This window comes from Microbacterium sp. P5_E9, from assembly GCF_054049175.1.
Genome location: NZ_JBFUMV010000008.1, coordinates 118,032 through 131,108 on the forward strand (window position 1 = coordinate 118,032; position 13,077 = coordinate 131,108).

The 13,077-nt window shown below is 69.6% G+C and carries 11 protein-coding genes; 4 read left to right on the forward strand and 7 right to left on the reverse strand.

Annotated features, from left to right (window positions below):
- Window positions 1–41 precede the first annotated feature (41 nt).
- On the reverse strand, window positions 42–314 hold the full coding sequence (locus ACXJ3V_RS12170; RefSeq protein ID WP_457100570.1) for a YlxR family protein: 273 nt from the start codon (window positions 312–314) through the stop codon (window positions 42–44).
- A 35-nt stretch (window positions 315–349) separates the two neighbouring features.
- Window positions 350–1,339 carry a transcription termination factor NusA gene (nusA, locus tag ACXJ3V_RS12175; protein ID WP_457100571.1) on the reverse strand — a complete coding sequence of 330 codons (990 nt, stop codon included), beginning with the start codon at window positions 1,337–1,339 and terminating at the stop codon, window positions 350–352.
- A gap of 164 nt (window positions 1,340–1,503) precedes the next feature.
- Here nusA and ACXJ3V_RS12180 point away from each other — a divergent pair, with 164 nt between their 5' ends.
- On the forward strand, window positions 1,504–2,010 hold the full coding sequence (locus tag ACXJ3V_RS12180) for a pyridoxamine 5'-phosphate oxidase family protein (RefSeq protein WP_457100572.1): 507 nt from the start codon (window positions 1,504–1,506) through the stop codon (window positions 2,008–2,010).
- 50 nt (window positions 2,011–2,060) lie between these two features.
- Here ACXJ3V_RS12180 and ACXJ3V_RS12185 read toward each other — a convergent pair whose 3' ends face one another.
- Complete coding sequence (locus ACXJ3V_RS12185) at window positions 2,061–3,818, reverse strand: proline--tRNA ligase (RefSeq protein WP_457100573.1); 1,758 nt, start codon at window positions 3,816–3,818, stop codon at window positions 2,061–2,063.
- A gap of 84 nt (window positions 3,819–3,902) precedes the next feature.
- Here ACXJ3V_RS12185 and ACXJ3V_RS12190 point away from each other — a divergent pair, with 84 nt between their 5' ends.
- Window positions 3,903–5,360, forward strand: coding sequence for an RNB domain-containing ribonuclease (locus tag ACXJ3V_RS12190; protein WP_457100574.1), 1,458 nt, complete (start codon window positions 3,903–3,905; stop codon window positions 5,358–5,360).
- 51 nt (window positions 5,361–5,411) lie between these two features.
- Here ACXJ3V_RS12190 and ACXJ3V_RS12195 read toward each other — a convergent pair whose 3' ends face one another.
- Together ACXJ3V_RS12195 and ispG are read right to left on the reverse strand one after the other, a co-directional pair.
- Window positions 5,412–6,599, reverse strand: a complete 1,188-nt coding sequence (locus ACXJ3V_RS12195; protein WP_457100575.1) for a benzoate/H(+) symporter BenE family transporter — start codon at window positions 6,597–6,599, stop codon at window positions 5,412–5,414.
- 92 nt (window positions 6,600–6,691) lie between these two features.
- A complete protein-coding gene (ispG, locus tag ACXJ3V_RS12200) occupies window positions 6,692–7,843 on the reverse strand; it encodes a flavodoxin-dependent (E)-4-hydroxy-3-methylbut-2-enyl-diphosphate synthase (RefSeq protein ID WP_457100576.1) in 1,152 nt (383 codons plus the stop codon).
- Between the two features lie 81 nt (window positions 7,844–7,924).
- Here ispG and ACXJ3V_RS12205 point away from each other — a divergent pair, with 81 nt between their 5' ends.
- Both ACXJ3V_RS12205 and ACXJ3V_RS12210 read left to right on the forward strand, forming a co-directional pair.
- Window positions 7,925–9,157, forward strand: a complete 1,233-nt coding sequence (locus ACXJ3V_RS12205; protein WP_457100577.1) for a low temperature requirement protein A — start codon at window positions 7,925–7,927, stop codon at window positions 9,155–9,157.
- A 220-nt stretch (window positions 9,158–9,377) separates the two neighbouring features.
- Window positions 9,378–11,339 (forward strand): anthranilate synthase family protein, encoded by a 1,962-nt coding sequence (locus ACXJ3V_RS12210; RefSeq protein WP_457100578.1) that lies wholly within the window; start codon window positions 9,378–9,380, stop codon window positions 11,337–11,339.
- Window positions 11,340–11,452: 113 nt separating this feature from the next.
- On the opposite strand, the gene ACXJ3V_RS12215 is transcribed toward ACXJ3V_RS12210, so the two are convergent.
- Both ACXJ3V_RS12215 and ACXJ3V_RS12220 read right to left on the reverse strand, forming a co-directional pair.
- Entirely contained in the window at window positions 11,453–12,712 is a 1,260-nt protein-coding gene (locus ACXJ3V_RS12215; protein ID WP_457100579.1) for an RNA polymerase sigma factor, read from the reverse strand.
- Window positions 12,709–13,077 (reverse strand): YciI family protein, encoded by a 369-nt coding sequence (locus ACXJ3V_RS12220; RefSeq protein ID WP_457100580.1) that lies wholly within the window; start codon window positions 13,075–13,077, stop codon window positions 12,709–12,711. The genes ACXJ3V_RS12215 and ACXJ3V_RS12220 overlap by 4 nt, the downstream gene beginning before the upstream one ends.

The window sequence follows — 13,077 nt, forward strand, 5'->3', positions numbered from 1 at the left end:
GGTCTACCCAGACAGGGCAGACCGTTAGTTGCGGACGGGACTCATTTCGAGCCGTTCACTTTGTTTCCATAGCCATTCAGCCGTTTCTCGATGGTCTGCATGTCAAGCGGGCCTGACACACGCAATGCCCGCACGAAGGCGCGACGCCGGATGGCGGCATCCACACACTCATACGTCTCATGCACCCACGCACCCCGCCCGGGCAACGACGCTCGCTCATCTGGGACGAGTGAGGATTCGAAGACGACCACCCTGAGCAGGGAGGACCGGGGGGCACGCGTGCGGCATCCGACGCACGTTCGTACGGCTTCCATCGTACACCTCAGGGCTGGGGGACCGCCGCCAGGCCTCAGGCGTCCTCGAGGATGCTGTCGGGCTGGATGTCGATCTTCGCGCCGGTCAGCTTCGCCGCGAGTCGCGCGTTCTGGCCTTCCTTGCCGATCGCGAGCGACAGCTGGTAGTCGGGCACGAGCGCGCGCACGGCCTTGCTCGAGGCATCCAGGATGAAGCTCGACGTCACCTTCGCGGGCGAAAGGGCGTTGGCGACGAACTTCGCGAGCTCGGGGTTGTAGTCGACGATGTCGATCTTCTCGCCGTTGAGCTCCTCGGTGACGGCGCGCACGCGACGGCCGAGTTCGCCGATGCAGGCGCCCTTGGCGTTGATTGTCGGGTCGTTGGCCTTGACGGCCACCTTGGTGCGGTGGCCGGCCTCCCGGGCGAGCGACACGATCTCCACAAGGCCCGCGGCGATCTCGGGCACCTCGAGCGCGAAGAGCTTGCGTACGAGGCCCGGGTGCGTGCGGGACACCGTGATCTGGGGGCCCTTGGTGCCCTTCGAGACGGCCGTGACGTACACCCGCAGGCGCGAGCCGTGGGTGTACTGCTCGCCGGCGACCTGCTCCTCGGGCGGGAGGATCGCCTCGATCGAGCCGAGGTCGACATGCACCATGCGCGGGTTCGGGCCCTGCTGCACGATGCCGGCGACGATGTCGCCTTCCTTGCCGCGGAACTCACCGAGTACGGCGTCGTYGGCGATGTCGCGCAGGCGCTGGCTGATGACCTGCTTCGCCGCGAAGGCGCCGATCCGTCCGAAATCGTCGGGGGTCGCCTCCTCCTCGCCGATGACGACTCCTTCTTCATCGCGGAGGGGCACGAAGATCGACACGTGCCCGCTCTTGCGATCGAGCTCCGTGCGAGCACCCTCGGGCAGTTCGCCGGTCGGCGAAGTGTGCTTGGCGAAGGCGGTCAGAATCGCCTGCTCGATGATCCGGACGAGTTCTTCGAAGGGAATCTCCTTCTCACGCTCGATCGTCCGCAGCAGTCCCAGATCGACATCCACACTGGCCTCCATATTCAGCTCTCACCGACGCCAAACTGCCGCCGGAACCCTACTACGTTACCGGATGCCGCCTCCGGCGACGCTGGGAAGGTCGACCGCTGAGCCTGAGTCCCCGCCGTGTCAACCCCCTTCGGCGTTCACGTGGCCGCGACGAGCCTGGACTTATGACAGACGACACGATGACTCAGCACGACGCGGCCGCACGCTTGAAGGAGCTGGTCGAAGACATCGACTTCACGATGCTGACGACAAAGGACGCCGCTGGCAGCCTCGTCAGCCGGCCGATGAGCACCCGCCAGATGGACGAGAACGGAGACATCTGGTTCTTCCTCGCCGACGACTCGAAGAAGGCGCATGAAGCCGAGGCCGACGGCGACGTCGGGCTGTCGTACGCGGACGCGAAGGGGATGCGGTTCGTCTCGGTCGCCGGCACCGCGAGCGTCGTTCACGATCGCGCGAAGATGGAGGAGCTCTACACGGCGTCCCTCGACATCTGGTTCGAGAACGGGCTGGAGACACCCGACATCGCGCTGCTTCGGGTCACGCCCGTGACTGCCGAGTTCTGGGAGCCGAAGCACGGCAAGATCGTCATGGCCGCCGGCATGCTCAAGGCCCTCGTCACGAAGGACACCCCCGACGACACGATGCGCGACGAGACGGTGAGCTTCTGAGCGCCCGTCCCGGCGATCCCCAGCCGAGTCTGACCGGGTGAGGGCGTCCGTCAGCGCGCGGTGAGCCGCGCGACGACCTCGGCAGCCGGGACGACCTCGCGGTCGCCGGTGCGACGGTCCCACAGCTCGACCTCGCCGGTCGCAGCTCCTCGACCGACAATGACGATCCGCGGCACGCCGACCAGTTCGGCGTCGCCGAACTTCACGCCGGGCGACACCTTCGGGCGGTCGTCGTAGAGGACGTCGAAGCCGGCTGCCTCGAGCCCGGCCGACACCTGCTCGGCGAGCTCGAAGGCCACGGCATCCCGTCCCGTCGCCACGACGTGCACGTCGAACGGTGCCACCGACTCGGGCCAGATGAGGCCCTTCTCGTCGTTGTTGAGCTCAGCCATGATCGCGAGGATGCGGGTGACGCCGATGCCGTACGAGCCCATCGTGACGGTGACGAGCTTGCCGTTCTCGTCGAGCACCTTGAGGCCGAGCGTCTCGGCGAAGAAACGGCCGAGCTGGAAGACGTGGCCGATCTCCATGCCGCGAGCGAGCTCGATCGGGCCGGAGCCGTCCGGTGCCGGGTCGCCCGCGCGAACGGTCGCGACCTCGACGAAGCCGTCGCCCGTGAAGTCACGACCGGCGACGAGGGTATGAACGTGCTTCTGGTCGATGTTGGCCCCGGTGATCCAGCTCGTGCCGTCGACGACGCGCGGGTCGAGGAGATACCGGATGCCGGTGGCGGACTCCTCGCCGAGGATCGCACCGGTCTCGGACCACGGGCCGATGTAGCCCTTGACCAGGAGCGGGTGCTTCTCGAAGTCATCGGGCGTGGCGGCCTCGACGGCGGCCGGTGCGAAGGCCACCTCGACCCGCTTGTCGTCGATGTCGCGATCCCCGGGAACACCGACGATCACGAGTTCGCGGGTGCCGTCGAGGTGCGTCAGTGCAAGGACGACGTTCTTGAGCGTGTCGGCTGCCGTGTATTCGCCCGCGAGGTGGGCGTTCGAGTGGGCGACGAGGGTCTCGATCGTCGGCGTGTCGGGAGAGTCGAAGATCACCGGTTCGCTGAGACCGTCGAACGGGATCGGCTCGGGCACGATCGTCGTGAACGCCTCGACGTTGGCGGCATAGCCCCCAGCCGAACGCACGAAGGTGTCCTCGCCGACGGCGATCGGATGCAGGAACTCCTCCGAGCGCGCTCCACCCATGAGGCCGTTGTCGGCCGCGACGATGACGTACTCGAGTCCCAGCCGCTGGAAGATGCGCTCGTAGGCGTCACGCTGCGCCATGTACGAGGCATCCTGCCCCGCGTCGGTGTAGTCGAACGAGTAGGCATCCTTCATCGTGAACTCACGGCCGCGCAGGAGGCCCGCACGCGGGCGCGCCTCATCGCGGTACTTGTCCTGGATCTGGTAGATCGCGAGCGGCAGATCCTTGTACGACGAGTAGAGGTCCTTCACCAGGAGCGTGAACATCTCCTCGTGGGTGGGGGCGAGAAGGTAATCGGCCCCTCTGCGGTCCTGCAGCCGGAAGATGCCGTCGCCGTAGGACGTCCAGCGCCCGGATTGCTCATAGGGCTCGCGCGGCAGCAGCGCCGGGAAGTGCACCTCGTAGGCACCCGCGTTCGACATCTCGTCCCGGATGATGCCCTCGATCTTCGCTTTGACCTTCAGGCCGAGCGGCAGCCACGTGAAGATGCCGGGCGCGGCGCGACGGATGTAGCCGGCACGCACGAGCAGGCGGTGACTGGTGACCTCGGCATCTGCCGGGTCTTCACGGAGCGTGCGGAGGAAGAAGTGCGAGAGACGGGTGACCACGAGGATCAAGTCTAGAGACACGGATGCCGCGACCCGGCCGATCGGTCCGGCCCGTGCTCCCACCTGCCCCCATACACTGACCAGATGCCCGCCCGTCGCTCCCGCCTGGTCCCGGCCACTGCGACAGGAGCGCTCGTCGAGTCGCTCGCGGCGCTGCGGCAATCGCTCGACCTGCCAGGCGAGTTCCCTCCCGCCGCGCTGTCCGAGGCGCGGGATGCCGCGCGCTCCGTGTCGACCGACCCAGCCGCGGCCGGACTCGCCGACCTGCGCGACATCGAGTTCCTCACCATCGACCCGGAGGGTTCGCTCGACCTCGACCAGGCGATGCACTTCCAGCGCATCGGATCCGGCGCGGTGCTGCACTATGCCATCGCCGACCTCCCGGCTTTCGTGACTCCGGGCGGGGCGCTGGACGCCGAGGCGCGGCTGCGCGGCCAGACGCTGTACGCCGCCGACGGACGGATCCCGCTGCACCCGCCGCTGCTCAGCGAGGACGCGGCATCCCTCGTCGAGAATTCCGACCGTCGCGCCTTCGTGTGGCGGTTCACTCTGGACGAGGGCGCACGTCCTGTGGAGACGACACTCACCCGCGCCGTGATCCGCTCGCGGAAGCGGTGGACCTATGCCGATGCGCAGGCTGCGGTCGAGGACGGCTCGGCGCCGGAGACCCTGCAGGTGCTTGCGTGGTTCGGGCCGCTTCGCGGCGAGCGCGAGAGCGAGCGCGGTGGCGCAAGCCTCAACGTTCCCGAGACGGACATCGTCGTCGAGAACGGCACCTACCGCCTGGAGCGCAATCCCCCGCTGCCGATCGAGGACTGGAACGCGCAGGTTTCGCTCCTCACCGGGATGGCGGCGGCAGAGGTCATGCTCGCGGGCCGCATCGGCATCCTCCGCGCCATGCCGGCGGCCGACATCGCCGATGTCGCCGCGTTCCGGGCGCAGACGGTCGCCCTCGGCATCCCGTGGCCCGAAGACGTGCGCTACGGGGACTATCTGCGCACCCTCGACCGAGAGGCGCCGGCTGCGCTGGCGGTGCGCAGTGCGGCCGCGTCGCTCTTCCGCGGTGCGAGCTACGTCGCGTTCGATGGGAGTCCGCCGGCGCAGACGCTCCAGGCCGCCATCGGCGCACCGTACGCGCACACGACCGCTCCTCTGCGCCGGCTCGTCGATCGGTGGTCGCTCGTGATCTGCGAAGCGCTCGCGAACGGCCGGGAGGTGCCGGAGTGGGCGCGCAAGAGCCTCCCCGACATCCCGAAGCTCATGGGCCGCAACGATCAGCGCGCGGGACAGCTCGACGCCGCCTCCCTCGACCGGGTCGAAGCGGCGCTCCTGCACGGTCACGAAGGGTCGGAATTCTCGGCTGTCGTCCTCGGTGCGAAGGGCGGAGTGGCTCGGGTTCAGCTGACTGATCCGCCCATCACGGCGAGAGTGAGCGGCGTCACCGCCGACGCCGGCTCGACCGTCGGTGTCCGCCTCGAACGCGCGGACATCGCCACCGGCACCGTCGAGTTCACGCCCGTCACTGCTCGCGCGGACGCATGATGTCGGGGTCCTCGACGAACTCCCTGATCGGCACCGCAGACGGGCACGGGCTCAGGCGTCGCGCCGCCCGACGTGCAGGACGAAACGCACGATCAAGCCGGCGACGAGCGCCCAGAACGCGGCGCTGATGCCCGCGATGGCGATCCCGGATGCCGCCACCAGGAACGTGATGACGGCCGGAAGGCGCTCACCGGGGTCGTCGATCGCCTGCTGAACGGCGGAGCCGAACGCGGCGAACAGCGCGAGTCCCGCCACGGCCGGGATCACGGCGACGGGAGCGAGCAGCACGAGGGCCGCGAACGCCGCCGACGCCGCCCCGAGCACGAGGTAGGAGCCGCCAGTGGACACGCCGGCGATCCATCGCCGTTGGGGATCGGCATCCGCCTCAGGACCCGCTGCGAGCGCGGCGCTGATCGCCGCGAGGTTGACCGCGTGCCCTCCTGCCGGGGCGGCGAGCGCGGTGGCGACCCCGGTGACGAGCATCGCCGGCCGCCAGGGCACCGTGTAGCCGAAGCTGCGCATGACCGCGACGCCCGGCACGTTCTGCGAGGCCATCGTGACGATGAACAGCGGGATCGCGATGCCGATGAACGAGCCGAGCGTGAGGGTGGGCATGGTCAGCTCGACTCGGGGGATCAGCAGCCCGGCGTCGAGGGGGGCTCCCTGCTGCACCAGCGAGATCCCCACGACGATCGCCGCCGCGAGGAACGCCAGCGGGACGGCCCAGCGCGGCGCGAGCCTCGCGAACACCAGCCACGTGAGCACGACCGGAATCACGCCCCACGGGTTCACGACGATGCCGGTGATCGGTGCGAGACACAGTGGGAGCAGGACGCCGGCGAGCATCGCCTGTGCGATTGATGGCGGGATCCGAGCGATGAGCCGTCCGAGCTGCGGCCACAGTCCGGTGAGCAGGATGAGCGCCGCCACCACGAGGAACGCACCGACCGCCGCCGGCCAGCCGCCGTCGACGAGTCCGGTCGCGGCGAGGAGCGCAGCGCCTGGCGTCGACCACGCCGCGGTGATCGGCATCCGGAATCGCCACGCGAGTACGACGCACGCGAGTCCCATCGTCACCGAGAGCGCAAGGAGCCCGCTCGCCGCCTGCGCCGGCGTGGCGCCGACGGCGCGAAGGCCGGTCAGCACGACGACGAAAGAGCTCGTGAACCCCACCAGCGCCGTGACGATCCCGGCCGTGACCGGGCGCGTGAGCGACGTCGAGGGCGTGGAATCGGTCATGGATGCCTCGGGCTCGGCGGATCGCAGGGTATGAGCACGCTAGCGCACGGCCCACTGGCCGAAGGGGCCGAGGACCCTGCTGCTGATCCCGGTCAGCTGGTGACGACCTGCGCCGTGCCGACGGGGGCCGCGGGGCCCATCTCTGCGGCGAGCCGATTGGCCTCTTCGATCAGGGTGGCGACGATCTCCGACTCGGGCACGGTCTTGATGACCTGGCCCTTGACGAAGATCTGGCCCTTGCCGTTGCCTGAGGCGACGCCGAGGTCGGCCTCCCGAGCCTCGCCGGGGCCGTTCACGACGCAGCCCATGACGGCCACGCGGAGCGGCACCGTCATGTCCTTGAGTCCCTCGGTGACGTCGTCGGCGAGGGTGTAGACGTCGACCTGTGCCCGGCCGCACGACGGGCACGACACGATCTCGAGCTTGCGCTCGCGCAGGTTGAGCGACTGCAGGATCTGGTGCCCCACCTTGACCTCTTCGGCGGGCGGCGCCGACAGCGAGACGCGGATCGTGTCGCCGATGCCTTCACCGAGCAGGATGCCGAAGGCCGTGGCGCTCTTGATGGTCCCTTGGAAGGCGGGGCCTGCCTCGGTCACCCCGAGGTGCAGTGGCCAGTCCCCCATCTGTGCGAGCAGTCGATAGGCCTGGACCATGATGACGGGGTCGTTGTGCTTGACCGAGATCTTGAAGTCGTGGAAGTCGTGCTCCTCGAAGAGGCTCGCCTCCCAGCGCGCGCTCTCGGCGAGCGCTTCGGGGGTGGCCTTGCCGTACTTCTCCAGCAGCCGAGGGTCGAGCGACCCGGCGTTCACGCCGATGCGCAGCGAGACTCCGGCATCCTTCGCCGCCTTCGCGATGGCGCCCACCTGATCGTCGAACTTGCGGATGTTCCCCGGGTTCACACGCACGGCCGCACACCCCGCGTCGATCGCCTGGAAGACGTACTTCGGCTGGAAGTGGATGTCGGCGATGACCGGGATCTGGCTCTTCTTCGCGATGATGTGCAGCACATCGGCGTCGTCCTGACTCGGCACGGCGACGCGGACGATCTCGCAGCCAGAGGCCGTCAGCTCGGCGATCTGCTGGAGCGTGGCGTTGATGTTCGTCGTCGGGGTCGTGCACATCGACTGGACGCTGACCGGAGCGTTGCCGCCGACCAGCACCTTGCCGACCTTGATCTGTCGGGACTTGCGACGCGGGGCGAGGGTTTCGGGGACCTTGGGCATCCCGAGATTGACAGCTGGCACGCCCTCCACCCTACGCCGCGGCCGGGAGGCCGAGCCCGCGGACGATCAGTCGGATGCCGCGCCGCGGTGTAGCTTTCCCGCATGAGCCTGAGCCACCACGTCGCTCGCATGACCGGCCGCAACCCCGCGGAGTCGCACCGCGCATCGACTCCGCTCGAGCTGCTGTTCGACCTCACGTTCGTCGTGGCGTTCAGCCAGATCTCATCGCAGACGGCGCACGCGCTCGAGCTGGGGCACATCTCCACCGCGCTCATCGGCTTCGCCTTCACGACGTTCGCCGTGTCGTGGGCGTGGATCAACTACTCCTGGCTCGCGAGCGCCTACGACAACGACGACATCTTCTTCCGCATCGCCACGCTCGTCATCATGATCGGGGTGCTGGTCGTCGCGCTCGGGGTCCCCCCGATCTTCGCTTCCCTCGAGGAGGGCGAGCATCTCAACAATGGCGTCCTGGTCGCGGGGTACGTCATCATGCGGATATCCACGGTCGCTATCTGGCTCCGGGCCGCGAAGCACGACCCCGCACGGCGCCGCACCAGCCTGGCGTACGCCAAGAACGTCGCGATAGCCCAGGTCGGCTGGGTGGCGCTGATCCTCCTGAACCTGCCCATCCCCACGACCACCGCGTTGGTCCTGGTGCTCACCGCGTTCGAGCTCGCCGGACCGCTCTACGCCGAACTGAAGTACGGCCGCACGCCGTGGCATCCGCATCACATCGCCGAGCGCTACGGGCTGCTGGTCATCATCACACTGGGCGAGGTGATCCTCGGCACGATCCTCGCGATCTCCGCGGTTGTGGAGGAGGACTCGTGGACGCTGGAGGCCGGGCTGATCGCGTTCGGCGGAACCGCGCTCGCGTTCGGGATGTGGTGGGTGTACTTCGTCGTCCCGCCGGGTCCCGTGCTCGCGCGGCATCCGCTCCGAGGATTCCCCTGGGGGTATGGCCACATCTTCCTGTTCGGGTCGGTCATCGCGGTCGGATCCGGCCTGCACATCGCCGCCCAGGCGATCGCCGGCCACTCCGGAGTCGATGACATGTTCGCGGTGATCTCGGTGGCGGCTCCCGTGCTCGCCTTCGAGCTGATCCTGTTCATCCTGTATGGCGTCCTGGTGATGCAGTTCGATCCCCTGCATCTGTGGCTCTTCCTGGGGTCTGCCGCGGTGCTCGCCCTCGCGGTGCTCGCCGTCGGGCTCGGCGTGTCCCTGGGCTGGGCGCTGGTGATCATCGCCTGCGCCCCGGCGGTGATCGTCGTGGGGTACGAGACTGTCGGCCATCGCCACGAGGCTGTGGCACTGGAGCGCGCCACCGGATAGTGCCCGCGCTGTGCCCGCGCTGTGCCCGCGCTGTGCTCGAGCGCCAGGTGCGCCGCGCCGCGGCATCCGCTGGTCTGCTATCGTGACCGCATGTTCGCGAACCTCACCACGTGGTGGCCCGCCCGCTGACGGCGGTGTGTTCGCGTTCCCAGACCACAGACCGCCCGAGGGCGGTCTTTCTCATTTCCAGAGAGCCGCCCGACCCGATGAAAGGCCGGCGATGACACCGAGCCCCTCCCCCCTGCATGCGGCGCTCGCGCGCGCGGAATCCTTCGCGCTGATCGCGCGCGACGACTCGACGGTCGAGCTGCTGACCGGCGAGATCGTCGACGTCGAGCGCCTCGCCGACATACCGCTGACGGATGCCGCAGGCACGTCGCGCGAGGTTTTGGCGCTCGTCCCCTTCCGCCAGGTGGTGGAGCGCGGCTTCGAATGCCACGACGACCACGCGCCGCTGCGCTGCCTGATCGTGGCCGGCCACGAGACTTTCGGGCGGGATGACGCGCTCGCCGCGCTCCCGAGCGCTCCGGTCGCCCTGCACGACGCTGGATTCGACATCGCCGACGAGGAGTACGCCGGCATCGTGCGCCGCGTCATCGCGGACGAGATCGGCGCCGGCGAGGGCGCGAACTTCGTCATCCGCCGCGACTTCACCGCGACGATCGACGCCGACGCCCGGACGACCGCGCTCACGTGGTTCCGCGCGCTGCTGGAGTACGAGCGCGGCGCCTACTGGACCTTCGCGATCGTCACCCCCGGGCACATCGCGGTGGGGGCCAGCCCTGAGGCGCACGTCAGCGCACAGGGCGGTGTCGTCACGATGAACCCGATCTCCGGGACCTTCCGCCACCCCGCCGGCGGCGCGACCGCGGATACCCTCACAGAGTTCCTCGAGTCGACGAAGGAGACCGAAGAGCTGTTCATGGTCGTCGACGAGGAGCTCAAGATGATGAGCGCCGTCTGCACCGACGGCGGCCGCATCACGGGGCCGCACCTCAAGGAGATGTCCCGGCTCACCCACACCGAATACGTGCTCCGCGGGCGGAGCCGCCTGGACCCGCGCGACATCCTGCGCGAGACGATGTTCGCGCCCACCGTGACCGGTTCGCCGATGCAGAACGCGTGCACCGTCATCACCCGGCACGAGCGCACCCCGCGCGGCTATTACTCGGGTGTCGCGGCGCTGTTCACCCCGCGCCCTTCGACAGGCTCAGGGACCGCGGCGGTCGCGGCCGGAGAGCCTGAGGTGGACGAGCCCACCCACGACCTCGACGCCCCCATCCTCATCCGCACCGCCTATCTCGTCGACGGACGCCTCCGGGTTCCCGTGGGAGCCACCCTCGTGCGCCACTCCGACCCCTACGGCGAGGTCGGCGAGACCCACGGCAAGGCCGCCGGCGTGCTCGGCGCGATCGGCGCGATCCCGCGGGACGCCCCCGCACCCGTCAAGGTCGACGCCATCGACGAGGACGCCCCGGCGGCCGAGCCGAAGCGCCTCGCCGACGACCCGGCGATCGCGGAGCTGCTCATGTCGCGGAACGCGCGACTCGCCTCCTTCTGGCTGAATCCGCAGGATGCCGCGGGCACGGGCCCGTTCGCGGGTCGATCGGCGATCGTGGTCGATGTGGAAGACCGCTTCACCACGATGCTCGCCCATCAGCTGCGCCACCTCGGCCTCGCCGTGCAGATCGTGCCGTGGAGCGAGGTCACCGACCAGCAGCTCGACGAGACCGGGCTCGTCGTGTGCGGCCCCGGCCCCGGCGATCCGCGCGATCCAGACAGCGCCCGGATCGGCCGGATGCGCGAGATCGTGACCCGCCGGCGCGCCTCGGGTCGGCCGCTCCTCGCGGTGTGCCTGAGCCATCAGATCCTCGCCGACTCGCTCGGCATCGACCTCGGCCCGCTCGCCCGCCCGCATCAGGGGCTGCAGAAGTCCGTCGACGTGTTCGGGATCCCGGCATCCATCGGCTTCTACAACACCTTCACCGCGCGGGTGGCGCCCGGCACGACCATGGTCGGCGAGGCCGAGGTCGCGGCCGACCCCGAGACGGGCGACGTCTACGCCCTGCGCGGACCCGGATTCGCCTCGATCCAGGGACACCTCGAGTCGATCCTGTCGCGCGATGGGATGACGACGCTCGAGCGTCTCGTCGCCCAGGCCCTCACCCCCGTCGACGCCTGAGTCGCGCGCCGCACGCGAGGTCGAAGCCCCGGCTCGCGCGGCCGAAACCGCCTCACGCGCCCGAACGCAACAGCCGCGGATGGCGGTTTCGACAGCGCGAGCGATCGCGGCGCCTAGCGGCCGCCGGCCAGGCGCCCGGCGATGAGCCGGCGCTCGGCTTCGTTCGCGGTGAGCTCGAGCGCCCGCAGGTCTGCCTCCATCGCCTCCTCGTCGCGCCCCAGCCGACGCAGCAGGTGCGCGCGCACAGCATGCCAGAGGTGGTAGCCCTCCAGCGGAGCCTCAAGCGAGTCGACCTCGACGAGCGCGACCGCCGGCCCCTCCACCTCTGCGAGCGCCACTGCACGATTGAGCCGCACGATCGGCGAGCGGTCGTACGCGAGCAGCATGTCGTAGAGGGTGAGGACCTGCAGCCAGTCCGTCTCGTCCGCGCCGTGCGCATCCGCGTGGCACGCGGCGATCGCAGCGTGCAGCTGCCAACGTCCCGGGCGCCTGAGCATCGCCGCCGTCTMGAGCTCGCGGCGCGCCACGGCCAGCATCCGTCGATCCCAGCGCGAACGGTCCTGGTGTCCGAGCAGCACCAGCTCGCCGTCGACGGCTCGGGCGTCCTCGCGCGCGCGATGGAACAGCAGCAGGGCGAGCAGCCCGTGCGCCTCGGCCTCGCGGGGCAGCGCAGAGGCGACGACCCGTGCGAGCCACAGCGCATCGTCGGCGAGGTCGCGCTCGGCCGTCGCGTCACCCCCCGCGACGAGATGCGCTTCGTTGTACATGACCGCGACCACCGCCAGCACGATGTCGAGCCGCTCTGGCCGCTCCACGGGCTCCGGAATCCGGAGCGGGATGCCGGCGGCGCCGATCTTGCGCTTGGCCCGCACGATCCGCTGCGCCACTGCGGTCTCGGTGCTGAGCGTGGCCCGCGCGATCTGCGCGGTCGTGAGGCCGCAGATCACCCGCAGCGTCAGCGCCAACTGCGACTCGGATGAGAGCGCAGGGTGGCAGCAGCCGAACAGCAGCGCCAGCCGCTCATCGGGCTCGTCGGGATCCGCCTCGGGCCATGCCGCGTCGGGCTCGGCGAGCAGCGCCAGCTTCTCGCGGTAGCGCTTGTCGCGACGGATGCGATCGAGGGCGTTGTGCCGGGCCGCCTGCGTGAGCCAGGCCGCGGGATTCGGCGGCACACCCCTCGCCCGCCACTCTCGCACGGCCTCCTCGATCGCCTCGGCGACCGACTCCTCGGCCAGATCGAAGCTGCCGAGCCATGCGGCGAGCGCTGCGACGATTCGTGCGGACTCCTCTCGCAGCACCTGCGCGAGGAGCCGATCGGATGCCGCGGCCCGGCCCTCTCCCGAGCCCGGGGCCGCGGCATCCGGCGTGCTCATTGCTCCATGTGGCTGTAGTCCACGACCATCGGACGGATCTCGACAGAGGTGCCGGGCAGCTCGAGCATCGGCCAGGTCTTGACGATGGCGATGGCGGCGTCGAGGTCGGCGACGTCCAGCACGCTGAATCCGCCGATGACCTCCTTCGCTTCGGAGAAGGGGCCGTCGGCGACGACGGGCGAGCCACCCCCGTAGGTCACGGTGGTCGCCGTGGTGACGGGCTGCAGCTCGGCACCGGAGTCGGAGATCTTCTCTGCGTGCGTCCCGAACCAGTCGTAGACCCGGCGGTACACCTCCTCGGCGCGCTCCGGCGGGACCGCGGCGTCGAGTTCGGGCGTGGACGTGAACATGATGACGTACTTCAC